The 24,292-nt window shown below is 67.8% G+C and carries 18 protein-coding genes; 9 read left to right on the top strand and 9 right to left on the bottom strand.

The window, feature by feature from the left end; genetic code table 11:
- Positions 1 to 118: 118 nt before the first annotated feature.
- Together RIF23_RS09695 and RIF23_RS09700 are read right to left on the bottom strand one after the other, a co-directional pair.
- Positions 119 to 646, bottom strand: a complete 528-nt coding sequence (locus RIF23_RS09695; protein WP_310912130.1) for an O-acetyl-ADP-ribose deacetylase — start codon at positions 644 to 646, stop codon at positions 119 to 121.
- An 81-nt stretch (positions 647 to 727) separates the two neighbouring features.
- Positions 728 to 1,063: a nucleotide pyrophosphohydrolase gene (locus RIF23_RS09700; protein ID WP_310912131.1), complete on the bottom strand. Its 336-nt coding sequence runs from the start codon at positions 1,061 to 1,063 to the stop codon at positions 728 to 730.
- A 114-nt stretch (positions 1,064 to 1,177) separates the two neighbouring features.
- Here RIF23_RS09700 and RIF23_RS09705 point away from each other — a divergent pair, with 114 nt between their 5' ends.
- Complete coding sequence (locus tag RIF23_RS09705; RefSeq protein WP_310912132.1) at positions 1,178 to 2,593, top strand: serine/threonine-protein kinase; 1,416 nt, start codon at positions 1,178 to 1,180, stop codon at positions 2,591 to 2,593.
- 120 nt (positions 2,594 to 2,713) lie between these two features.
- On the top strand, positions 2,714 to 3,139 hold the full coding sequence (locus RIF23_RS09710) for an SWIM zinc finger family protein (protein WP_310912133.1): 426 nt from the start codon (positions 2,714 to 2,716) through the stop codon (positions 3,137 to 3,139).
- A gap of 27 nt (positions 3,140 to 3,166) precedes the next feature.
- On the opposite strand, the gene RIF23_RS09715 is transcribed toward RIF23_RS09710, so the two are convergent.
- On the bottom strand, positions 3,167 to 4,735 hold the full coding sequence (locus RIF23_RS09715; protein ID WP_310912134.1) for a hypothetical protein: 1,569 nt from the start codon (positions 4,733 to 4,735) through the stop codon (positions 3,167 to 3,169).
- Positions 4,736 to 5,030: 295 nt separating this feature from the next.
- On the bottom strand, positions 5,031 to 6,011 hold the full coding sequence (locus RIF23_RS09720; RefSeq protein ID WP_310912135.1) for a glutathione S-transferase family protein: 981 nt from the start codon (positions 6,009 to 6,011) through the stop codon (positions 5,031 to 5,033).
- Positions 6,012 to 6,078: 67 nt separating this feature from the next.
- Between RIF23_RS09720 and RIF23_RS09725 the strand changes: the two genes are divergently transcribed.
- On the top strand, positions 6,079 to 6,759 hold the full coding sequence (locus tag RIF23_RS09725; RefSeq protein WP_310912136.1) for a response regulator transcription factor: 681 nt from the start codon (positions 6,079 to 6,081) through the stop codon (positions 6,757 to 6,759).
- A gap of 4 nt (positions 6,760 to 6,763) precedes the next feature.
- Positions 6,764 to 8,173, top strand: a complete 1,410-nt coding sequence (locus RIF23_RS09730) for a sensor histidine kinase (RefSeq protein WP_310912137.1) — start codon at positions 6,764 to 6,766, stop codon at positions 8,171 to 8,173.
- A gap of 460 nt (positions 8,174 to 8,633) precedes the next feature.
- Here RIF23_RS09730 and RIF23_RS09735 read toward each other — a convergent pair whose 3' ends face one another.
- Complete coding sequence (locus tag RIF23_RS09735; protein WP_310912138.1) at positions 8,634 to 9,584, bottom strand: TAXI family TRAP transporter solute-binding subunit; 951 nt, start codon at positions 9,582 to 9,584, stop codon at positions 8,634 to 8,636.
- A gap of 236 nt (positions 9,585 to 9,820) precedes the next feature.
- Here RIF23_RS09735 and RIF23_RS09740 point away from each other — a divergent pair, with 236 nt between their 5' ends.
- The 4 genes from RIF23_RS09740 (at position 9,821) to hrpA (ending at position 17,705) form a co-directional block, all read left to right on the top strand.
- Positions 9,821 to 10,837: a TAXI family TRAP transporter solute-binding subunit gene (locus RIF23_RS09740; RefSeq protein ID WP_310912139.1), complete on the top strand. Its 1,017-nt coding sequence runs from the start codon at positions 9,821 to 9,823 to the stop codon at positions 10,835 to 10,837.
- Complete coding sequence (locus tag RIF23_RS09745; RefSeq protein WP_310912140.1) at positions 10,812 to 11,402, top strand: DUF1850 domain-containing protein; 591 nt, start codon at positions 10,812 to 10,814, stop codon at positions 11,400 to 11,402. The genes RIF23_RS09740 and RIF23_RS09745 overlap by 26 nt, the downstream gene beginning before the upstream one ends.
- The gene (locus RIF23_RS09750) at positions 11,399 to 13,498 is read left to right on the top strand and encodes a TRAP transporter permease (protein WP_310912141.1); all 2,100 of its coding nucleotides are present in this window, start codon (positions 11,399 to 11,401) and stop codon (positions 13,496 to 13,498) included. Before RIF23_RS09745 ends, RIF23_RS09750 begins: the two co-directional genes overlap by 4 nt.
- Before the next feature lie 199 nt (positions 13,499 to 13,697).
- Complete coding sequence (gene hrpA / locus RIF23_RS09755; protein WP_310912142.1) at positions 13,698 to 17,705, top strand: ATP-dependent RNA helicase HrpA; 4,008 nt, start codon at positions 13,698 to 13,700, stop codon at positions 17,703 to 17,705.
- Here the strand turns inward: hrpA and RIF23_RS09760 are convergent.
- Complete coding sequence (locus RIF23_RS09760) at positions 17,702 to 18,661, bottom strand: phosphotriesterase family protein (protein WP_310912143.1); 960 nt, start codon at positions 18,659 to 18,661, stop codon at positions 17,702 to 17,704. The genes hrpA and RIF23_RS09760 overlap by 4 nt on opposite strands.
- A gap of 128 nt (positions 18,662 to 18,789) precedes the next feature.
- Here RIF23_RS09760 and RIF23_RS09765 point away from each other — a divergent pair, with 128 nt between their 5' ends.
- On the top strand, positions 18,790 to 19,266 hold the full coding sequence (locus tag RIF23_RS09765; protein WP_310912144.1) for an Hsp20/alpha crystallin family protein: 477 nt from the start codon (positions 18,790 to 18,792) through the stop codon (positions 19,264 to 19,266).
- Positions 19,267 to 19,509: 243 nt separating this feature from the next.
- On the opposite strand, the gene RIF23_RS09770 is transcribed toward RIF23_RS09765, so the two are convergent.
- The 3 genes from RIF23_RS09770 to RIF23_RS09780 all read right to left on the bottom strand — a co-directional run bounded on the left by RIF23_RS09770 (position 19,510) and on the right by RIF23_RS09780 (position 24,258).
- Positions 19,510 to 20,550 carry an iron-siderophore ABC transporter substrate-binding protein gene (locus RIF23_RS09770; protein WP_310912145.1) on the bottom strand — a complete coding sequence of 347 codons (1,041 nt, stop codon included), beginning with the start codon at positions 20,548 to 20,550 and terminating at the stop codon, positions 19,510 to 19,512.
- A gap of 167 nt (positions 20,551 to 20,717) precedes the next feature.
- Positions 20,718 to 21,764 carry a C40 family peptidase gene (locus RIF23_RS09775; RefSeq protein WP_310912146.1) on the bottom strand — a complete coding sequence of 349 codons (1,047 nt, stop codon included), beginning with the start codon at positions 21,762 to 21,764 and terminating at the stop codon, positions 20,718 to 20,720.
- Positions 21,765 to 22,233: 469 nt separating this feature from the next.
- Entirely contained in the window at positions 22,234 to 24,258 is a 2,025-nt protein-coding gene (locus RIF23_RS09780; protein ID WP_310912147.1) for an acyltransferase family protein, read from the bottom strand.
- Positions 24,259 to 24,292 lie beyond the last annotated feature (34 nt).

The raw sequence follows: 24,292 nt of genomic DNA on the forward strand, positions 1-24,292 counted from the left end.
GGTCGCATGGGCCCGCCCTGGGGCATCGGGCAGCGCGCCCCGGGGCGGGGCCTGATGTGCACCGACGGCCCAGCGGGGCACGACCAGCCCCCCGCCCCAAGCGATGTGTTTCGGGTGCTCACGCATCGGATGCGGAACGCGCCTGTTCGAAAACGGCGTAGGTGGCGGTGTCCATCAGCACAAAGCGACACTCACGCACCAGGGACGCTGAACTCCGTGCCTGGTGCACAGCAGCGACAGCGATCCGCGCGGCGTCATCCCTGGGCCAGCCGAACGCGCCGGTGGAGATCGCCGGAAAGGCGATACTGCGGGCCCCCAGCTCCTCGGCGAGGGCAAGGGCCGACGTGTGACACGCGGCCAGTGTGGCGGAACGGTCCTCGGTTACGGAGTACACCGGACCGACCGTGTGAATGACCCATCGCGTCGGAAGCTCCCCCGCGGTTGTGGCCACGGCCTGTCCTGGCGGCAGCCCATCCGGATACCGGGAGGCCCGAAGCTGTCGGCACTCGGCCAGGATCTGCGGCCCGCCGTGCCGGTGAATCGCCCCGTCGACACCGCCACCCCCCAGTAACGACGAGTTCGCCGCATTCACCACGGCGTCCACCTGCTGGGTGGTGATGTCCCCCTGAACCAGCCGAATCTCCACGTTCCAACTCCTCGTCGCCCGGGTCATCGGCAGTTCCACCGTAACGCCTCCGGCCGGTACACCCTGGGCGTTCCCGTGGAGTCACCGCTCCAGTGTCGGGCTCTGGGGCGCCGGGAAGCGATACTCGTTACGGGCCACCTTCTCCCGCAGTGCCCGCTCCAGATCCACGTCCAACACATCAGCCAGACGCAGCAGATAGCTGAACACGTCCGCCATCTCCATGCGGACCGCGTCCGCGGCCTCGGGGTCCCTCATGACGCGCGCCGACTCTTCCGGGGTGAGCCACTGGAACTCGGCGACCAGCTCACCGGCCTCCCCGGCCAGTGCCATGGCCAGGTTCTTCGGAACGTGATAGGGGCCCCAGCCCCGTCGGTCGGCGAACTCGGCCAACAGCTGCTGTAGCGGTGCCATGCTCATCAACCCAGGTGTAGCACGCGCGCATGCCGGTCGTGCGGCGGAGTCCGAGAACGCCGAGTGAGCTCGGGTCTGTAGGGTGTCACAGTGCGCTGTACCCCAGTGAGAGGGCGATGCATGGCCAACTCCGAATACGCCTCGGGGGCGGTGATTGCGAACCGCTACGAGCTGATGCGCGAGCTGGGCCGCGGCGGGATGGGCGTGGTGTGGCATGCCCGTGACCGCTCCCTGAGCCGAGACGTCGCGATCAAGCAGGTGCGACTCCCCGACCACCTCTCCGCAGTGGAACACGAGGAGGCCCACGCCCGGATCCGACGGGAGGCGCAAACCGCGGCCCAGATGCCGCATCCCGGTGTCATCACAATCCACGACATCCTGGATCATGGCGCAAGCCCGTGGATTGTGATGGAGCTCGTTGCCGGACGCACCTTGCAGGAGCATCTGGACACGACCGGCCCCCTACCCCCCGCGCGCGTACGTGCACTGGCCGGAACGCTGCTTGAGGCTCTGCATACCGCACACCAGGCCGGAGTCGTGCATCGGGATGTGAAACCTGCCAACATCCTGGTGACCGACGATGGACGGGCGATCCTCACGGATTTCGGGATCGCCACCGTCGACGGCGGAACGGCGCTGACCCGGACCGGAACGATGATCGGCTCTCCGGAGTACATGGCGCCCGAACGGCTGGAGAACGAACAGGCGCTGCCGGCCTCGGACCTGTGGAGTCTGGGCGCGACGCTGTACGCGGCCTGTGCGGGTCAGTCGCCGTTCCACCGGGAAACCGTCCCCGGGGTGATCACCGCGGTACTCACCGCCGCGATTCCCGTTCCGAAGAGCGCGGGCGACCTCGCTCCAGTGATCACCGGGCTCCTCACCCGCGCCCCACAACAGCGCATGACCGCCAGCCAGGCGCTGGAACAACTGCGCAGAACAGGCCACACGCTCGACGAGCCGCCGATTCCACCCACCCGCACCATGCCCGGATCGGTACCACCACAGCAGCCCCTCGCCAGGCCAACACGCGGGCATCCGAGCGACGATCGGGAACTCGCGCCGCGGCCACAGTCCCCAGCCCGTCCCCCGACCCCGGCTCCACTGATGCGCCCAGGCCCCAACAGCGCATCCGGATCGTCCGCCCCGGAGCACACTCCGCAGATGGTCCCGCCGGACCTTCCCGGAACCATGCACGCGCTGCGGGCGCTTCTGTTCCTCGGCGCGGGCTGGTACGCGTTCCACTGGCTCTACGCACTCGGGACGGAGACCATCTGGCATGTTGGAGAACTTCCCCTGACCGCCGTGTGGTTCGTCGAGGCTGTGGTCCTGCTCGCCCTGGGACTCCGCGCCTCAACCGGCGGTGGCGGCCTATTCGCCACCACCATCGGTGTGGCCGTGATCCAACTGGTCATTGTGCTGATCGATGTCGGATCCGGATACGACTTCAACTATGGCCGGGCCCTGATCGCCGTATTCGTGTTGGTCTACGTGCTCCAGCCACCGTCCTGCCGATTTCTACTGCGCAATGTGCGCTGACGTCTCGGCCGCAGTGACCGAGCACCGCGCCCCGGCACTGGAGCACAGGCCCTCCACCCACCCGTACGCAGCGCGCTAACGTATGCTCACTCGTCCGACCCGCCCCTCTGGAGTTGCCCCATGGCCGCCGCCTACACCGCCGATGACCTGCTGTCCCAGGCCGGAGCCACCTCGTTCGAGCGTGGTGCGGACTATGTGACCTCCGTCGCCAACCTCCGGGTACGCGGCGGTGAGCTGCACGCTATCGTGCACGGTCGGGAGCCCTACCGCGTCCGCCTGGGGGTGGGTGACGGTCTGGCGGGAGACTGCACCTGTCCGCATGCCGAGGAGGGCAACTTCTGCAAACATCTGGTGGCCGTCGGGCTGGCCAAACTCAGGGGGACGAGTATCGACGAGGACCCCGAGGACGCAGACGACGAAGAGGAGCTGCGCACGGCCCTCAGCGAACTGGACCACGGCGAGCTGGTGGACCTGCTCGTGGACGCCGCCGCCACGGACGAGCATCTGGCCCTCTCCCTGTGGTGGGCGGTGGATCGGCCCGACTGACGCTAGGGCCGCTCCTGCGATCTCCCATCAACCGTTCCCGTTGTCCCGTCCGGCCGCGCGGTCGGCTTCGCTCCGGGGCACCAGGCTTTCGGACAGCCCGAACCAACGGTTGACCCACCGCGTTCCAGGCTCCAGGTCGGCGAGCAGGTCATCGAAACCGGAACAGAGCTCCGGGCGGAATGTGTACAGGGTGGGCCGCAGCTGGTGCCGGGAGAAGCGCCGCACCTGAGGGGTCCCACGCCACCCCCGCCCCCAGCGCAGGGTCCACCGTTCCCGCAGGCGCGAGTAGTCCAGGCGTAGCCGCGTCGCGGGAAAAGCCACGCGGCTGCCCATCTGTGGACCGTCGGGACGAGAGTGCTGGGTCACCGTGATGCGGTGGCCCAACCGCTCGGGCACTGCTGCGTGCAGGTACAGATCCACGACACGGCGAGTTCTGCCGCGCCCGGCCGGTGCCGGTACCTGCCGGGCGACGGCCGCCTGAACCTGTTCCCAGGATGCGACGAACCAGACGCGACGACCGGCCCACCACAGGGGGATCCGCAGTACGTAGATACCGTCCTCGTCGACACCAACCCCCTGCTGCGCGAGTTTCCACGGCGCGAACGCCACCCATGAGACCAGGGCCGGCAGCAGCCCCAGTGCCACCAGCGCGGCAACAGCCGTGGGCCAGGACGCATCCGTGGGGTGGAGGACCACCGCCACGGCGAGGGCGAGGACCGCCACAAAGAGACACACTCCGAGCGCCCACCGCGTCCACGGCATGGTGTGGCAGAGCCATACCGGCCGCGGCGGCTCCCCTCGACGAAGCGGCACGGTCTCGGTGTCGCTTCCCTCGGCCAGCGCCACCGGAAGCGGAATCGTCCGGTTCGTCGGCGGGGTGTACCACTGGTCGATCGCCATCCCCCGGTAGAACAACTCGGGCCGCGCACGTCCCAGGGCGACAGCCAGGGCTCGTAGACTCTGCTGCGCTGCCTTACTGGGCCCGCCGACCCGCAGTCGGGTCGCGGGTGCGTCCACGCCCTCGGGAAGCCACCGGCGCACCGTCCGCACCCCCACCCAGTCCGGCAGGTAGAGCTCTCGTTGGTGCAGGTAGATATCCAGGACGGGTGTGAGCACCCGCTGGGAATCCCGCCCCAGGCGCGGCTCCCAGTGGGGGACCTGCCATGCGCTGATGAGCTGCACCTCGGCCCAGTCGACCCGGCCACTGCGGCCACGAAACCACCATCGCCGGTGCTTAACAAACTCCATTCCCGTGGAGTCGATGCGCACCTCGCGGTGGGCCCACCCCCGCGGGAAACGCACAACCAAGGGGATCAGCGCGAATGCGGCCACCGCGAGCAGTACGGCCACCGCGGGCGCATGCGGCTGGCCGTCCCACAGGGCCTCGCGGAGCAGTTGCGACTCCACCTCCCAGCCGTGGGCGGGCAGGGAGAGGAGGATCGACAGTGCCGCCAGACCGAGGATGACCACGATGAGGTTGGCCAGGATCTTCCACCACAGGGGCAGGGCATCGCCGCCGAGGCGCACCGTGGTGACTGAACGCCGTATCGCCTGTGTGGCCGGGGTTCGGGATTCTGGGGCGGAGGCTGGGGGCATAGCGGATACACCCTACTGCCCACAGGCCCGCACCACGCGCTCGCCGCTGCCCCGTGGGCTCTGCGGGCCGCCGCGGCGGCGGTCGCGGGGTGGGACCAGTACCGGAACACTCCCGCCCCGGGTCAGGGAGCCAGCGCAACCGGGTCGCCGCACGGGCCGTCCGCAGGATCCAGAGGCACCAGCGCACCCTCGGGCACAGCTCATCGGTATCCGGCCGGCCCCGGAATCTCCCCACCGCCACGATGCACCGTCTGGCCAGCGGGCTAGCCAGCACAACCACCCGGTCACACGGATATCAGGGGCTGTCGGGCGGAGTTCCGTCCCCGAACGGGCGCCCGCCGAGACGCTCGCGTCCGTGCGGCTCGTCCCATCCACTAAGGTCCGGGCCTTCGGGAACGATGCCAGTGGGGTTGATCCCGGTGTGGACCTGATAGTAGTGCCGCTTGATGTGGTCGAAACTCACGGTGTCGAAGAACCCCGGCGTCTGGTAGAGATCCCGGGCATAAGCCCACAGCACCGGCATCTCGGTGAGCTTGCTGCGGTTGCACTTGAAGTGCCCGTGATAGACCGCGTCGAACCGGACCAGGGTGGTGAACAGTCGCACATCCGCTTCGGTGATGGTCTCGCCGATCAGGTAACGCTGGGATTCCAGACGCTGTGCCAGGGCGTCCAGTCGCTGGAACAGCCGGGTATAGGCGCGGGAGTAGGCATGCTGGGTCGTGGCGAATCCGGCCCGGTAGACACCGTTGTTGACATCGGCGAACACCTCGGCGTTGACCGCGTCGATCTCGGCACGAAGGTGTTCGGGATACAGGTCGGGAGCACCGGGCCGGTGATGGGCACGCCACTCGGTGATCATGTCCAGCGTGATCTGGGGGTAGTCGTTGGTGACAAGCTGCCCCGTGGGCACGTCCACGATCGCGGGCACACTGATTCCGCCGGTGTAGGTGGGGTCGGCTGTTGCGTAGGCCTCGGCGAGGTAGGCGATTCCGAGAACCGGGTCGACACCACCGGGATCGAGGGTGAACCGCCAGCTCCGTTCGTCCTGGATCGGGTCGGCCACCGCGAGAGAGATCGCATCCTCGAGTCCCAACAACCGGCGGACGATCACGGCCCGGCTGGCCCACGGGCAGGCGAGACTGACCACGAGTCGGTACCGCTGTGGCTGCACGGGCCACCCGTCGGCTCCGTCGGCGGTGATACGCGCGGCGAACCGATTCCTCGCGCGAACGAATTCTCCCTGGTCGCGCTGCTGATGCTCCGACTGTGTCGCCATGCCGCGAGCATATGGTGTGCGGCCGCGACAGGGATAGTCTGGTCTGCGGCGTGGAAGGATTGGATCAATGCGGGTGCTGCTCGTCGAGGACGACGCCCGGTTCGCGGACGCACTCACTGGAGCGCTCCGGGGCCACGGCTATGAGGTGCGTCATGTCACCACGGGCCGGGCGGCGCTCGACGCTGTCGCGGCCGACATTGTGCTGCTCGACCTGGGACTGCCGGACGTGGACGGTATCGAGGTGTGCCGGCGCCTGCGGGAACGTGGAAACGTTGCCATCATCGCCGTCACCGCACGGGGGAAGGAGGGTGACCGGGTCGGTGGTCTCCGTGCCGGGGCCGACGACTATGTGGTCAAGCCGTTCTCCATCGCCGAGTTGCGGGCCCGCATGGAGGCGGTGCTACGACGGGTACGCGCCGACGGGACACCTGTCGTGCAGGTCGGTGACCTGCACGTTGATCTGGACAGTCACCAGGTGAGCCGGGCAGGTCACCCCATCGTTCTGACGCGTAAGGAGTTTGGACTGTTGGCTGCCCTGGCACGGGAGCCGGGAACGGTGGTATCCAAACAGCGACTACTGATCGAGGTGTGGCATACGGACTGGCAGGGCACGCTGCGCACCCTTGAGGTTCATGTCGGTACCCTGCGGCAGAAGCTCGGCGAGCCTGGGTTGATCCAGACGGTGCGGGGGGTCGGCTACCAGCTGCTCGATCGCAGCGACACCTCCGGGACGGATCGCGGGGACTGAGCCCGTGCGACGCCGCCTGCTGATCGTCTATGTGTCGCTGCTGGTGGTGACCTGTTTGGGACTGGCAATCCCGCTGGCAGGGACCCTGGCGGCGCGAAGCTCAGCGGACATGGTGCTGGACCGATCCAACGACGCCGTGCGGCTGGCGAGTCTGGCCGGTCCGGCGCTCGCCAGTGGGGACACCGAGGCGCTGCGCGGCGAACTGGACATCTACCACGAGCTGTACGGCATCGAGGCGGCGGTTGTCGACGACGACGGCCAGATCGTGGTCGCCTCCGATCCACGTCCGGACGTGAGCGCGGAGGACACGTCCCGGGAGATTCAGGCCGGGCTGGCCGGAAACCGGGTCGGCCCGGGCGAGACGGTCTATCCCATCCCATGGCATGGTTCCCCCTTGACGGTGGTGGAACCGGTGGTGTTGTCCGGAGAGGTGATCGGCGCCGTGGTCACCGTGTCGCCCGTGGGCGCTCTCCAGCGCAGCACACTGGTGCAGTGGCTGGGGATCGGGTTGGGCGTCGTGCTGGCGCTGGGGGTCGGCATCGCTGCCGCCGCTCCGCTCGCCCGGTGGGTACTGCGCCCGGTGCGGGAGCTGGACCAGGCCAGCCGGTCGATCGGTGGCGGTGAACTCGCCACGCGGGTTCCGGTGGCTGATGGCCCCCCGGAGTTGCGTCAGCTCAGCCAATCCTTCAATCAGATGGCGGACACGATCACCACGCTGCTGGAACGTCAGCGCCTCTTCGTCGCCTATGCGAGTCACCAGGTACGCAATCCCCTGGCGGCACTGCGGCTGCGGGTCGATTCGCTCTCCGGGCAGATGCGTTCCGGGGCGGAGGAGGCGCATGCGCTGGCCCTGGACGAGGTCGATCGCCTGACCCGCATCTGTGACGGGCTGCTGACACTGGCGCGCAGTGGTGGCGCTGCCCCGCAGGCCGAGCAGGTTGATGCGCGGGCGGTTGCCGAGGCTCGCGTCGCTGCGTGGGTGCCGGTCGCCGAGCGGGCCGGGGCCCGGCTCCGGGCGTGCGGGTCCCCAGGGTCCGACGTGTGGTGTGGTGCGGGGACCCTGGACCAGGCCCTGGATGTCCTGATCGACAATGCGCTGAAGTTCGGGGGGTGGGGCGTGTCGATCGCCGTGCACGTGGGGCTGCCGCGCGGGGGCCGCGTGGAGGTTCACGTGGTGGACGACGGCCCCGGCCTGGATCGCGAACAGCTGCGCACGGCTGGGACCCCGTTCTGGCAGTCCGGCGAGGGCGTGGACGGGGCGGGCCTGGGCCTGTCCCTTGTGGCCACCCTGGTGGAGATGTCCGGGGGCGGGCTCCGGCTGACGCCGGCCCGGCCGCGCGGCATTGACGCCTGTCTGGACCTGCCCGCCGCGGACCGCACCCGGTCCGCGGCGCAGCGGGCTGGGGAGGGCTAGGGTCCTGTTTCTTGGGGTGGGAGCGAGGTTGGGCCTGGCCTGGCGACGTCCACCCCATCCCCGGTCCCGCTGGCCGTCGTGCGGGGGAGCGCCCCGGAAAACAGGACACCACCGGTGACCCCCGTGGCGCGCGACGCCGCTGGCGGCCGACACGGCGCGCACGCACAACCAACCACCGCCACCACCCCCTGGACGAACCCGGGGCGGGGACGTCTCCTGCCCACCGACGGATGGTGGCCACGGGGTGGAGCGGGTGCTGTCGAAGATGTCCTCGGAGGTCCTGGTTCACACATCAGGCGAGCACGATCCGTGTGCCCGCAGGGCCAGATCTTGTGCGCCCTTGCGACGCCTGACGCACCGCTGACGCTCGGCACGCTCGTCATCGCGTGGCTCCAGCGGCGGCAGTTTCGACCCAGGAACACACCTCCCACAAATACAAACGAACGAACCAATCAGGCCACTAGTGCGCCTCTTTCTGCTCCCGGTAGTAGCTGGCCGCTCCCGGGTGTAGGTCCAGGGGGCGGGTTGAGATCGCCTGTCTGGGGTTGAGCTGGAGGGCAACCTGATGGTGTTCCTCGGCCAGGCGACCACGGTGCTCGAACAGGAGCCGCGTCAGCCCGTACGCCTGGTCCTGCGCCATATCCGTACGAACCACCAGCAGGTTTGGCACCCCGATCGTGCGCACCTCCGGAACACCGGGATAGGTCTGGCTGGGCACCGTGGCCTCGGTGTAAACCTCGCCGTGCTCCTCCCGAAGCATCGGTACCAGCTCGGCGAGATCCACGAGGCGGATGTCGGTGTGGTCTGCGAGGTCCACCACGGCACGCGTGGGGAGACCACCCGACCAGAAGAAGGCGTCGATACGGTCGTCGATGATGGCCTGTGCCGAGGAGTCGACCGACAGCTGGGACCGCTCGATGTCCTCGTGCGGGTCGAGTCCGGAGAGCTCCAGCACACGTTCGGCGATCATCTCGGTCCCCGAACCGAGCGCCCCGACCGACACGCGGCGCCCGTCGAGCTCGGATGCGGTATCCACCGGGACGTCCGCACGAACGACCAGGTGGGTCCGATTGTCGTAAGGGCGGGCCAGCGCGGACACGGGCAAGGGATCGTTGTAGGGGTCCGCGCCCGTGACAGCCAGGGCGGCGGCGTCGGCCAGGGTGAAGGCGAGGTCGGCATCGCCACGGTCAACCAGGCGGAGATTCTCGATGCTGGCAGCCGTCTCCAGGACCTCGGCGTCGGGCGCGGAGTCAGACCTCGCCATTTCGGCGACCCCCTGTCCGTAGGGGTAGTACACACCTCCGCTGCCGCCGGTTGCGATCACCAGGGCGTCGAGCTCGGCTGTGGGCCGCCACCAGGCGGTCGAGGCGATGGCGAGCACCAGGGCGGACAGGACTCCGACTGTGGCCACCCACCATCCGCGGGCACGTCGGGACCGGGGCCAGAGCATGTCTCGAAGCCTACCCGGCGACCCCGCAGACCTCAGGTCTTGCTCAAATCGGACGGACATGTCTGGGTGCGAGGGGAACGTTACCCCTATGTTTCCCCTGAGTGAACTGAGTCACCGCGAGATGTGTCCCCGATCTCGGGGCGCTGCTCGGAGTGGACACAACAGTTCGAGTTCCGAGACTGCAAGGAGCATCCCCTATGCCGACGACGTGTGGCCCCCGTGCCGCGGCAGTGGCCGCGCCGCTGACGCTGGTGTTGCTGGCCGCCTGCACCCAGCCCGCAGACACCGTGGATCCTGACGAACGGGACTCCCTGTCGATCGCCACCGGTGGATCGGCGGGTGTTTACTATCCCGTGGGCGGCGCGCTGGCGGAGATCATCGGCGACGAGGTGTCCGACCTGAGCGCCAGCGTCGAGTCCACCGGCGCCTCGGTGGAGAATATGCGGCTTATCGAGTCCGGAGACAGTGACCTCGCCATCGTGCAGGGTGACGCGGCCTACCAGGCCCTGCACGGGGAGGGCGAGGAGTTCGACGGCGATCCGATCGAGGCACGTGCCCTCACCGTGTTGTACCCGAACGTGTACCACACGGTGACCCTGGAGTCGATCAATGATGACCTCGGTATGGAGTGCTTCTCGGACGTCGAGGGAACCCGCTTCTCCTTCGGGGCCCCTGGAAGCGGCAACGAGCTCGCGACCCAGCTGATCTTCGACGGGGTTGGGCTGGACCGTGCGGACGTCGACGAACAGAATCTCGGCTACGCCGAGACGGCGAACGCACTGCGCGAGGACCAGCTCGATGCCGGGTCCTGGTCGGTGGGTGAGGGACACGCCAGCCTCCAGGAGCTGGAAACCACCGACCCGATCGAACTGATCTCGATGTGTGCGGACGAACGGGACTCGATTGTGGACGAACACCCCTTCTATGCACCACACACGATCGAGGCGGGCGTCTACGAGACCGTGGACGAGGACGTCGAGACCATGGCGCTGTGGAACGTGCTCGTTGTCGCGGAGGATTTCCCCGACGAGCTGGCCGAGCAGATCGTGACAGCCTTCTACGAGCACTCCGAGGTCGCGGTGCAGACCTACGAGCCCGGCGAGCCGTACTTCACCCCGGAGACGATGCTGGAGAGCCCGATCCCGCTGCACTCGGGCGCGATCGGCTACGCCGAGGACCATGACCTCGATGTCCCCGACGAACTGCGGCCCTGACCGCGGCATCCTCGCCGCGCCGTCCCGCCGGATCCGCCGAATCGCCGCGGCCATGGCACTCGCGATGGTCGCGGCCGGGGCGTGGATCCCCCTGTGGCCCGCGCTGTCCGTCGAGGGGGCGGGGGCCCGAGCCGCGGCAGTCCCGCTCGGGCCCCAGGACGCGGTTACCGTGTCCTGGACCCACTCCCTCGACGGGCTTCCGGTACGGGACACCTACACCCTCCGCGAGGGTCAGCTGCACCTGGAAGCCACCCGGGTGCGCGAGTTCGGTGCCGGTCTCGGCCATATCGCCGGCCATGGGACAGGCCACGCGGACGGCGAGTGGTGGGTGGTCTCGAATATCGACCGCCCTATCGGTGAGCTGCACCTACGTGCCGGCTCCGCGGAGGTCAACCACCGACTGCACCACCCCGGGGGCGAGCTGGGGCTCTCGGAATGTTGGGCAGGCGAGTCTCTGACCGTGCGTGCGCAACGCGTGTCCACCCTTCGCCTCCTGGACGGATGGCTCGGCACGCACCCGTGTGCCCACCCCTCGAACCAAGCTGAGGAAGCGGAAAACCGATGACCGAGGTCGACGACAACCACCGCCCCCCGACGACCGGAGACGGGGCCCACGGCCCGCCCTCCCCGACAACGGTCCAGGCCGAGGACAGCGGGAACCGTCCCCTGTGGACACAACTGGGCCACGAACGGTGGGGCAGCGGAACCTCCGGCTCCGCGATGGCCATCGTCGTGCTCGCCCTCTCCGTCGCCTTCTGCGGCTACCAACTCAGTGTCGCGGTGGGTGGGCTGGACCTGTTCGGAGTCATCCAGGTACCGAACCTGGACGCCTACCGGATGCGGGTCTACCACCTTGCGTTCGTTCTGGCTCTCGTGTTCCTGATCCGCCCCGCCGGCCGCGGGTCCTGGGCCCGCTCCTGGCCGATGGGCGTCACCGACCTGGTGCTGGTCACCACTGCGCTCATCGTGGGGGTCTACCCGGCGATCAACTTCGAGGCGATCCTGCAACGTGTGGGGCAACCCACCGGGATTGACCTGCTCATGGGTGCGCTGCTGCTGGTGCTGCTGCTGGAGGCGTGTCGACGCACGATCGGCCTGTTCATGTCTCTCCTGGCGGTGACCTTCCTCGTCTACGCATGGATCGGTCCCCTGCTGCCCGGCGAGTTGCGCCACGACGGATTTACCTACCAGCGCATCGTTGCGCACTCCTACCTGAACCTCGAAGGGGTGTACGGGATCGCGCTGGGGGTGGCGGCAACCTTCGTGTTCATCTTCGTGTTCTTCGGGGCCCTGCTCCAAAAGACCGGCGGGGGAAACTTCTTCATCGGGCTGGCCTATGCACTCACCGGACGTTACGCCGGGGGACCCGCCAAGGGAGCCGTGGTCGGTAGCGCCCTGATGGGGTCCATCTCCGGAAGCGCCATCGCCAACACCGTCACCACCGGTGCGTTCACGATCCCGCTGATGAAACGCGTGGGGTACCGGCGCCACGAAGCGGGCGGGGTCGAGGCCGCCGCGTCTACCGGAGGACAGGTCCTCCCCCCGATCATGGGGGCCGGAGCGTTTGTCATGGCGGAGTTCACCGGAATTCCCTACACGGACATCCTGAAGGTCGCCATCATTCCAGCGATCATGTACTTCGTGGTGGTCTTCCTCTTCGTGGACCTGATCGCACGCAAACGCGGCATCCATGGACTCGGCGCCAAGGACCTGCCCGGCCTGGTCACCACCCTGCGGGACGGCTGGCACTTCCTCGTCCCGTTCGTCTTCCTCGTCACACTGCTCCTCAACTACGTGACCCCCCTGCGGGCCGGGCTCTACGCCAGCGTCGTCCTACTCGGGGTGGCAATGCTCCGCGCCGCCACCCGTCTCAACCTCACCCAACTCGCCGAGGTGTTCGTGTTGGCCGCACGGAACACGGTCGCCGTCTCCATCGCCTGCGCCACGGCCGGCATCATCGTCGGCATGGTGACGCTGACCGGCGTCGGCCTCAAGGTCACCGGATTCATTCTCGGAGCCGGGGGTGGGGTCCTGCTGCTCACGCTGGCCATGGTGGCGCTGGCCTCATTGGTGCTCGGTATGGGGCTGCCGGTCACCGCCGCCTACATCGTGCTCAGTGTCCTGGCGGTGCCCGCCCTCCAGGAACTCGGCGTCGGCCTGCTGGTCGCCCACATGATCGTCTACTGGTACAGCAATACGTCCAATGTGACTCCCCCAGTCGCGCTGGCGGCGTTCTCCGCGTCCGGGATCGCTGGATCCAACCCGATGCGGACGGCCGTCGCGGCACTCCAGTTCGCGGGCGGGCTGTACCTGATTCCCGTCCTGATGGCCTACGGACCGCTGTTGCTGAACGGCCCCCTACCCCTGGTCCTGTGGACGGTCCTCACCGGCTGTGTTGCACTGTTTGCCGCAGTGGTTGCGCTGACCGGATTCCTGTTCACCCGAACCCTGATCGTGGAACGGATCGCCTTCGCCGGGGCGGCGGTGCTGACCTTCGTTCCGGTGTGGTGGACCCAGGCAGCCGGCGTAACGCTCATCCTCCTGCTCACGGGTGTGCAGCTGCTGTTGTGGCGTGCTTCCATCCGGACCCGCGGCACCGGAGACACTCCGAACCACACATCCCCACCCCCCACGCATCACCGACGGCGAGAGCATCAATGATGCCCACTTCGTGGTTCGTGAACTGGTCACCAACGCGATCCACCGGGTCCGCCCTTTCCGGAAAGGCACACCCGCCACTCCTGAGGACGGCCGTCCCAGAACCGACTGTGCCTGCCCGCCCCTCCCCCTCCCGACGGGCGGGCAGGCACTGCCCCCACACGAAAAAGGGCTTGGTGGGGCTGGCTATCCTTGACAGGGTATGTCTGACTCGCCCAGCTCCAGCGCACTGGCCGCTGAATCGGACCAGAGCACACTCACCGACCTGCGTTCCCGGATCGACGCCCTGACCGTGTCCGAACGCCGTCGACTTCGCCGGCGCCTGGACGGCACACGCAAGATCCGATCCAACGCCAAACGCTCCTCGGTCGTCGCGGAAATCGCAACCGCCGTCGCTTCCGCCGAACAGCGTCTCCAGCGGCGCCGTACGGCGCTGCCAGAGGTGGACTACCCGGAGGAGCTGCCCGTCAGCGCGGCCCGCACCCAACTGCTGGACGCGATCCGCGATCACCAAGTCGTTGTGGTGGCCGGAGACACCGGTTCAGGCAAGACCACCCAGCTACCCAAGATGTGCCTCGAACTGGGACGCGGGGTCCTGGGCACGGTGGGACACACCCAACCGCGGCGGCTCGCGGCACGCACGGTGGCAAACCGGATCGCCGACGAGCTGGGCACCGAACTGGGATCGGTGATCGGATACCAGGTGCGATTCACCGAACAGGTATCGGACTCCACGTTGGTCAAGGTCATGACGGACGGGATTCTCCTGGCGGAGATCCAGCGCGACCGACTCCTGGAACGCTACGACACACTCATCATCGACGAGGCGCACGAGCGCAGCCTCAACATCGATTTCATCCTGGGCTATCTCAAACAGCTCCTGCCGCGCCGTCCAGACCTCAAAGTCATCATCACCTCGGCGACGATCGACCCGCAGCGCTTCTCCCGACACTTCGATGATGCACCCGTGGTCGAAGTGTCGGGGCGAACCTATCCGGTGGAAGTCCGGTACCGTCCGCTGGTCGAGCCCGCGAAGGACGACGAGGACGATCCGGTCGAGCAGGACCAGACCCAGGGCATCTGCGCGGCCGTCGACGAGCTGTGCGCAGAGGGACCGGGCGACATTCTGGTGTTCCTGTCCGGGGAACGCGAGATCAGAGACACCGCGGAGGCGCTGGAGAAGCACCTGCGGATGCGCTCCGCTCCCCCCGAGGTCCTGCCGCTGTACGCACGGCTGTCCATGGCCGAACAGCGCCGTGTGTTCGAACCTCACCAGCGACGGCGCATTGTGTTGGCGACGAACGTGGCCGAGACCTCACTGACGGTGCCCGGCATCACCTACGTCATCGACCCTGGTACGGCGCGGATCTCACGGTACAGCCACCGCACCAAGGTGCAGCGCCTGCCCATCGAGCCGATCTCACAGGCCTCGGCCAATCAGCGCAAGGGGCGCTGCGGCCGGGTGGCACCGGGAATCTGTATTCGGCTGTACTCCGAGGAGGACTTCGAGACCCGCCCGGAGTTCACCGACCCGGAGATCCTGCGGACCAATCTGGCGTCGGTGATCCTCCAGATGGCTGCCGCCGATCTCGGTGATGTCGCGGACTTCCCTTTCCTCGAACCCCCGGACCGGCGCAGCATCACTGACGGGATCCGGCTGCTCCAGGAGCTGGGAGCACTGGCCGGGCAGCAGCGTAGTGGCCCCGCCCAGCTCACCGAGGTGGGACGCAAGCTGGCCCAATTGCCGATGGACCCCAGGCTGGGCCGGATGCTCCTCGCTGGAGACGAGGCGGGTTGCCTGGGAGAGGTCATCATCATCACCGCGGCGCTGTCCATTCAGGACCCCCGCGAGCGTCCGGTGGCGGCGCAGCAGGCCGCGGACGAGGCCCACGCCCGGTTCGCCGAGAAGGACTCCGACTTCCTGGCCTACCTGAACCTGTGGTCTCACGTCCGTCAGCGCCAAGGGGAGCTGTCTGGGAACCAGTTCCGCCGAATGTGCCGGGACGAGTACCTCAATTACCTCCGCATCCGAGAATGGCAGGATGTCGCGGCGCAGCTGCGGCAGCTGGCCAAGCAGCTCGGGCTCACCGTCCCGCGGGCCGATGCGGCGCCCGCCGATCCCGCACGGGTCCACCGGGCCTTGTTGAGCGGACTGCTGTCCCACATCGGGCTTAAGGATCCGGACAAGAACGAGTACCTGGGTGCGCGCGGGGCCAAATTCGCGATCTTCCCCGGGTCCGGGTTGTTCAAGCGCCAGCCACGGTGGGTCATGGCCGCCGAACTGGTGGAGACATCCCGACTGTGGGGCCGCCTTGTAGCCCGGATCGAGCCCGAGTGGGTGGAGGAACAGGCAGCCCATCTGGTCAAACGCACCTATGCGGAGCCCCACTGGGAGAAGCGGCGCGGCGCGGTCGTCGCCTACGAGCGCGTCACGCTGTTCGGTATCCCCCTGGTCAGCGGACGCAAGGTCGACTATGGACGCATCGACCCGCACGTCAGCCGCGAGTTGTTCATCCGCCATGCGCTCGTCGAGGGGGACTGGGAGACAAGGCACCAGTTCTTCCACGACAACCGACGTCTCCTGGCCGAGGTCGAGGAGCTGGAGCATCGGACCCGCCGCCGGGATCTGCGTGTCGACGACGACACCCTCTTCGAATTCTACGAGCGCCGCATCGGCGCCGAGGTGGTCTCGGCCGCGCACTTTGACAGCTGGTGGAAGCGGGTACGGCGCACGGACCCGGACCTGTTGACCTTCCCCACCGAACTGCTGCGCACCGAGGAGGCCGCGGACGTCCGCACCGAGGACTACCCGGACGTGTGGCCCCAGGGTGAGGTGCGGATCCCGCTGACCTACCGGTTCGACCCTGCTCGGGAGGACGACGCGGACGACACCGCGGACGGGGTGACGGCCCACATTCCGCTGCACCAACTGAACCAGGTGAGCGCGGACGGGTTCGATTGGCAGGTTCCCGGGCTACGGTTGGAGATCGTCACGGCACTGATCCGGGCGCTACCAAAATCGCTGCGCCGCAACCTGGTTCCCGTTCCCGACCATGCCGCGGCAGCTCTGGCACGGCTAAGCCCGGGGGGCGAACCGCTCAGCACGGCCCTGGGGCGGGAACTCTCCCGGATGTCGGGAACCCGGATTCCCGAGGACAGCTGGGACTGGTCCCGGGTCCCCGAACACCTCCGAATGACGTTTCGAATCGTCGACGAGCAGGGAACGGTCCGTGCCCAGGGCAAGGACCTCGCCCAGCTCCGCCGGGAACTGGAGCCCGACACCCGCAGCGAGCTCGCGGCTGCGGCCCCGGGCATCGAACGCGAAGGGCTCACCGACTGGGATATGGACACCCTGCCCCGGACCTTCGAACGGACCCGGGGCGGACAGACGGTCCGCGGCTACCCCGCTCTGGTTCCGGAGGGGGACGCCGACCGGGACGTGCCCGATCCCGAGGGCACGGTGGCGGTGCGCGTACTCGACACGGAGGTGGCCCAGCGGCAGGAAATGTGGCGGGGTACCCGTCAGCTGCTGCTGCGGACACTCGCCTCCCCCCTTCCCACCGTGGTGCGGGGACTGGACAACCAGACCAAGCTCGCCCTGGGCCATAACCCGCACGGTGGCGTTCCCCGGCTCCTCAACGACTGTCTCGCCGCGGCCGTGGACACGCTCCTCGGCACGGCAGGCGGTCCGGTGTGGGACGCTGCCGCATTCGGGCGGCTGCGCGACGCCGTGCGCGAGGACCTGACCGACACGACGGCCACGATTGTGCGACAGGTGGGGCAGATTCTGGCGCTGGCCAACTCGATCGAACGCACCATCACGACCACGAAGAGCATGGCCGTCCTGCCGTCCCTGACCGACGCGAAGTCGCAGCTGTCGCGGCTCGTCTATCCGGGGTTCGTGACCGAGGCCGGTCCCGATCGACTCGCGGATCTGCTGCGCTACCTGCGGGCGCTGGACTACCGACTGACCCGGGTACAGGAGCAGCCCCGCCGAGATCAGCTCCACCTGGCCACGGTGGAGGAGCTCCACCGGGCCCGGAACGAACTGTGCCAGCGGCTCTCGCCCGAGCGACGCGCAGAGCCGGACGTGGTCGAGTTGGGATGGATGCTGGAGGAACTGCGGGTCAGCTTCTTCGCCCAACATCTGGGGACGGCCTATCCGGTCTCGGAGAAGCGTGTGCGTAGGGCTATGGCTGCGATTTCCTAGCCAGGCTCGGCAAGCGTGAGCAGCCGTGCCGGGTTACGCTCCAGGATGGTATCGGTGACGGCCGAACCCGCCACGGAGCGGAGTCGTGGCAGAAACCGCCGGGGCAGGTAGGACAACCCTGGCATCCCTCCGTAGGCGGTGTACCGCGCGGCCCCACCGCGGGCCCCACCCACCAGGATGCGGCTGGCATGGCCCCGCTCCACGAGCGAGAGCAGGCAGTCGAGAATGTGGGCGTCGGGCCAGACATGGTGACCCGCGCCCGTGTAGCACACGTAGGCGCCTGCGGCGGCAAGCTCGGCGTGCAGTACGGCATCCGGGCAGTGGTCGATCCGGCTCAGTGCGATCCGGTCCGGTCGGACACCGTGCGCGGTCATCGTCTCCAGGGCCTCCACAGCGGACGTCGCCTGACTGAGGGTGCAGATGATGGCCGCGCCGGTGAGGCGCTGGGCGAGCGCCGCCGCCGCGAGGAATCGCCGTTCCAGGGCCCCTATGCGCCAGTAGCCCAGGCCGACCCGAATCACTCCCGCCCGCAGCTCCGGGCCGTCTTCCACCCCCGGAGGCTGGGCGGGCTCCCCGTCCTCACCGATGCAGCCGTGCGTGATGTCCCGTGCGATGAGGTCGGCGAGCTTATCCTCGTCCAGGGCGCGGATCCAGTGCTCCTCGGGATAGTGTTCCGCGCGGTGGGTGCCACTGGCCGCGATCACGGCCAGACCACTGTACTGGGCAATCGCGGCAAGCCCCGAGGGGGCGCGGCCCAGGCCCGGCGGGGTGAGTTCGACGATACTGTCGATGCCCGCGCCGGCGAGATCGCGAGCCTCGGTCCCGGAAAGATCGACATCATCCAGGGCGTCCTCGGGCCGGAGCGGGCTGCGCCGCAGCAGGGCCTCGTGCATGTCGGTGCGCCGCAGCTGGCCCGGCGGGAGGTCCCCCGTCACGGTACGGACGATCGGATCCATCGACGCAAGCTTAAGCACCGGCCCAAGCGTTCGTAAATCCTTGGCCGCAGCGGCGGTACAGCCGCCCAGCACGGGTAGCTACCCCAACGGCAGGACGAGAGCCACCGAGACGATACAGGGGGACAACGATGGCTCTTCCGATGCAGCGTCCGGCCCGCAGCTCCCAGTACCCGCGGCGCCGAGGCAGCCCCAGGTGGGACCCGTTCACCGACCTGGATGACCTCTGGAACCGGATGGTGAGCCTGATCGACGACGGGGGCTCGGAGCAGGGGGAGGCCCAGGCCCGCCAGTGGGTCCCGGCCGTGGAAGCCGAGGAGGTCGAGGATGCCTACCTGGTCCGCGCGGAGCTACCCGGGATCCGACGCGAGGACGTCGATGTCGAGGTCCAGGACCAGGAGCTCCTCATCAAGGGAGAGGTGAGTAGCGAGGACGACCGTCCGGAGGCGATGCGGCGCCGCAGCGGCCAGTTCTTCTACCGTGCCACGCTGCCAGCTGCGGCGGATGCCAGCCAGATCAGTGCCACGCTGAAGGACGGCGTGTTGAGTGTCCGCATTCCCAAGGGTTCCACGGAGCGTTCCCGTAGCGTGGAGATCACCGAGGGCTGAGGCACTCCCGGGCTCCAGTCTGCTTCCGGAGCGCGGCCCGTCCCTATCCGTCGGGGCGGGCCGTGGGCGTAGTCGGTAGGGGCCGGGGTGGTTCCACAGGGGCTGCGGGAACCACCCCGGCAGAGCCGCAGGTCACCATGGCGACCATGGGTGTGTTGTGCGTGCCGGTCCCGCACACGGCGTCGAACGACGGAGCTCCCGCGGTGGTGAGCCCCTGCACAGTACCCGGGCAACTGCGGCGGGTCAGTCGGCCTCCTGGGTCAGCTCCTGAAGGTCGGCGACGAAGTCGGGAAGGACCCACGGGATACTGACCGGGCTTGGGGTGGAGATGGCAGTGGAGGCTGGACGGTCGACGATGCCGAGGTAGCGTCCGTCCTCGACGGCGGGGATCTGTTGGAACACCGCGTTCTCTTCGGCCTGTTCCTGTTGCTCGGCGCTCTCGTACCACATGACCAGAACGTCGGCGTCGATCTGGTCGGCGTTTTCCAGGCTCAGGGTGCCGTAGAAGCCCTCGTCCTCGACCGCGAGTTCCTCGGAGATATCGGACGGGGTGAATCCGAGTTCCTCCATGAGCTGTGGGCGTACGTCGTCACCGATGAAGAAGCCGAACTGCTGGCCCTCAACGAGGGTTCCCGTGGCATAGCTGAGGTCGTTGAACTGTGGGTTGTCCACGGCGAGGTCCGTGACGAGGTCTTCGGTCTCCGAGACCAGCTCTTCTGCTTCCTCGGGTTTGCCGAGTGACGCGCCCACCATCCGGGTCATCTCCTGCCATTCGGTCAGCCAGGGCTCGTCCGGGTAGGGAACCGTCGGTGCGATCTGGGACAGGTCGTCGTACTCCTGCTCGGTGAGTCCGGACTGGATGCCCAGGATCAGGTCCGGGGCCAGGGCGCCCACCTCCTCGATCTGCACACCCTCGTCGATGTTGATCAGTTCGGGAAGCTCCTCCCCCTGCTCCTCGTACTCGGCGCGGGTCCAGGGATGATGACCGTCCTCGTCGCCACCGTAGGTCCCCTCGGCCACTCCGGCCGGGGGATGTCCCAGGGCCAGTGCGGTGTCGGCATCGGCCCAGCCCAGGGTGACCACGGTCTCGGGCTCCGCGGGAATCTCGGTGCTGCCGAACGCGTGCTCGACCGTGACGGGAAAGCCCTCCCCGCCGGCTCCGCCGTTCTCGTCGGCTGCGCCACCCGCGCCGTCGCCACATCCGGTGAGGATCACGATGCCCCCGAGAGCGATGCCGCATGTCCAACCCGCGGGGGTGTGCCGCGCGGACCGACCAGCACTCATTCGAACCCCAACCTCTCCAGACAAAGGGAAGGCTTGCCTGATTTAGGCAAGCCATGCCTACATTATCAGGAATGGGGTGGCCGGGGTCAGCAGCCTCGGTCAACCACGTAGCGGCGGCGCGGGCCAGCCCACACCGCCGCTGTACAGCCATGACGCGCAGACCGTGCCTAGCTCGGACGCACCGCCCCAACGAAGACGCCGTCCCAGTAGGCCGCCAGGTCAACTTCCTCGATGGGTTTCGAGGGGTTGGATCCGTGGACCATCTTTCCGTCCCCGGCGTAGATCCCCACGTGCGTCGGCGCGGAGGAGTCGTAGAAGAACAGCAGGTCCCCCGGCTGAACTTCGTCGCGGGACACCGACGTCCCGGCATGGAACTGGTCCTGGGACACCCGCGGAAGATCGACCCCCGCCTGGGCCCAGGCAGCCTGGGTCAGCCCGGAGCAGTCGTAGCCGTCCGGTCCGGTCCCACCCCAGACGTAGGGCTTACCGATCTGGTCGTAGGCGAAGTCCAGTACCGCCTGCACATCTCCGGATGCAGCGTCCGGAGCTGAGGATCCTCCACCACCGTCACTGTCTGTGGCCTGGGCTTGGCCGGGTGACTCGTCGCCCCCGACCTCCTCAAGAAGAGCCTCCTGCTCGGCAAGGGCCGCCTCGCCCTCCTCGTAGGCCTCCTCCGCGTCCGCGAGGGCCGCGGCCGCCTCCTCCTCGGTTTCGGCCACGTCGTCGTAGAGCCCGTCGAGGCGTTCGCGCTCGGCCAGGTAGTCCCCCAGGCCGTGCTGTTGGTTTCCCGCGAGGAAGGTCAGGTCGGAGAGCTGATGCAGAAGCCCTCCCGAATCCTCGGCCTGGCCGTCCAGGAACACCGACAGTGTGCTGTACTCAGCGCCGGTGTAGGCGGCGTTCGCGATCCGTCGAACCTCACCAGAGCGATCGTCGACAGCTTCCTCAGCGGCCGCCAGGTCCTGTTCGATCTGTTCCAGACGCGACTCTGCGGCCTCGTGGTCCTCTTGGGCCTGGTTGTAGTCCTCGTTGAGCGCGGAGAGTTCCTGTTCCAGATCCTGGATCTGTTCCCGGATCTCCTCCTCGCTGGGGTCAGCGTGCGCGACACCGGCAAGCGGTCCGGCTGGAACCAGAATCGCTCCAACCGCCACGGTGCCGATCGCGGTGAGCCGGCGCACACCGCCGATCCGCGTTGACCGCTGATCACGTCGATCCACGAGAGCGGACTGCCTTTCTCCCACACCCCGCCTACCGCCACCAGCACCCACCACACGAGGACACACCTCGGTTGCCGTGGGTCACGGATACCGGTGTTACTGGCACGGCACTGCCGTGGGGGAGGCCAGTGAGCACCGTCGTTGCGGCTCCTGCCCGTGGGGTTGCACAGATCAGCTTGTGGGCAGGATTCGGCGGAAACCGGACGCTGCCCCTCCGACCAGGGCAAACACCACGTTCCGGCTCAGAGATGGACTCTAGGTGATCTGTTTCGTCTTCGCTACCGGCTCGTTATATTTCGGGACGAACATCCGAACCCCGCAGAGCCGAACCGAGAGTAGCCGCAGCCCGAAAAGCACCCACGGACACGGCGGTTCCACCTCGGTACTCACGATGGACGTGGCACACGCCCACCCCATCCGATGTGTCACTTGTCACAGGTCAGGCGTGCCCCAATAGCGGCACAGCTGCTCAACCGACGACCGGCGTGGCCTCCCAGCCCGTAACCTCCAGCCAGTACGGCTCCATGACCTGGGAGAGAGAAGCGGAGAAGGAGTAGGTGAAGTGATCACCGTCGTAGTAGACGAGCTGGTTTCCAATGACGGCGGGGCACTGACCGTCCGGACACACGTACTCGGTGAGATCCATGGTCGCCACGTTCGGCGGTAGCTCGGCCTCGTCGAGCGGGGAGACCTCCGGCTGGAGTTCGTCGAGATCCCAGACACACGCCGCAGCCCCGTTGCGGTCGACACACTCGGGGACGTCTTCGTCGGGCCGAGGGGTGTCCCGGATGGCCACCACGTCGATGCCCATCGACGCGAGCTCGTCCCAGCGTTCGAGCACACCGGCGGGGATCTCCTCCTGGGCCTCACCGAACGCGGTACGTGTCCCGGTGGTGAACACGACATCCGGATCACGCTCGGCGAGCTCGTCCATGGCCTGCTCGTTCCAGTCGCTACATCCGGGGTAGGGGTCGCCGTCCCGGGTGAGGGGCGCCACGGAGAAGTCACAGGCGTTCTTGGTCATCACCGTCAGGTGCCAGCCATTGCGTTCGGCCATGCCCTCAACGGCCCGAAACCAGTGCCGCGCGTGTGAATGGCCAACCAGGGCGATACTGTATTGCGCCTCCTCCGCAGCCGCACCGAACTCGCAGGTGACGAAATCGTCGTCACCGGACCCAACGATGCATCCGTCCAGGTCAGCCCAGGTGACTCGAGCCGCGTTCCCGGTATCCGGGTATGGCGGGAGTTCGGGCAACTCCTCCACCGTACGCTCGTCCACCAAAATGCCCGCCCCCGGATAGCTGTGCGGATCGGAGCTCAGCTCGGCGCGCATCCGATGCTGTTCCTCGAGATGACTGTTCCACAGCGATCCCGCGACCAGGACCGGCAGCAGGAAGGCGGCACACGCGGCCAGGACCACCCGGGGCGAGGGGCGGGCGACGGTGATCCGGGTGACCCCACCCTCGATCACCCATCGGGTCACCAGCGCCAGTACGAACGATGTGGCGAGCACGTACCCGCCACCAACCAGACTCGGACGCACCCGTTCGGTGACATCCAGGTAGAAGACCAGCACGGGCCAGTGCCACAGGAACAACGGATAGGCCAGCGACCCGAACCAGATCACGGGCCGCAGGGTCAGCACCCGGTCCACACCGAACCGGCTTCCGGTCACTCCTGCCAGAATGACCAGGATGCCGGCACCGACCGGCCACAGGGCGATATACCCGGGAAACGGCACCGTGCCGCCCACGACCACGCCGCACAGCACCAGTGCTGTCACGCCCAGCCATCCCATGGGAACGCGCATCCATACCGGAAGCCGTACGTGGGGAAGCAGCAACGCCAACAGACCGCCCAACCCCAACTCCCACAGCCGCGCGCCGGTGTCGAAGTAGGCGAGCTGCGGCTCGGTACCGGTGCGCCAGACGGAATAGGTGAACGATGCCGCGGTGACCACCGCCAGTATGCCGAGCACCGCGCGGCGCAGGCTCCACCCCCGCCGGTGCGCCACCAGCGCGACCAGGCCCACCAGGACGGGCCACAGCAGATAGAACTGACCCTGCACCGACAGGGACCAGAAGTGCTGGACCGGGCTGACCGTCTCGCCCCTGGCCATGTAGTCGACCGACTCCTGCGCCAGATGCCAGTTCACCTGGTACGTACCCGCCGCAATAACCTCCGCGATGACATCCGACCACCGGGACCGGGGCAGGACGAGATAGGTGAGCAGGAGGACCGCTCCGAGCACGACCGCTGCCACGGGAACGAGTCGTTTGGCCAACCGGACCCAGAAGGTGGCCACGGACCGCACGGACAACCCGGAGGAACGTTCGGCCATCCGCACCAGCGAGCCAGTGATCAGAAAGCCAGTCAGCAGGAGAAACACGTCGACACCGCCGGACACGGTGCCGAACCAGACGTGAAAAACCGCGACCAGAGTGACGGCGAGCGCGCGCAGACCCTCAATCTCCGGACGATAGGTATCGTTCACAACCTGCTTCGTGCTGTTACTGAACGTAGCCGAC

Source organism: Lipingzhangella rawalii (genome assembly GCF_031628175.1).
GTDB classification, from domain to species: Bacteria; Actinomycetota; Actinomycetes; order Streptosporangiales; family Streptosporangiaceae; genus Lipingzhangella_A; species Lipingzhangella_A rawalii.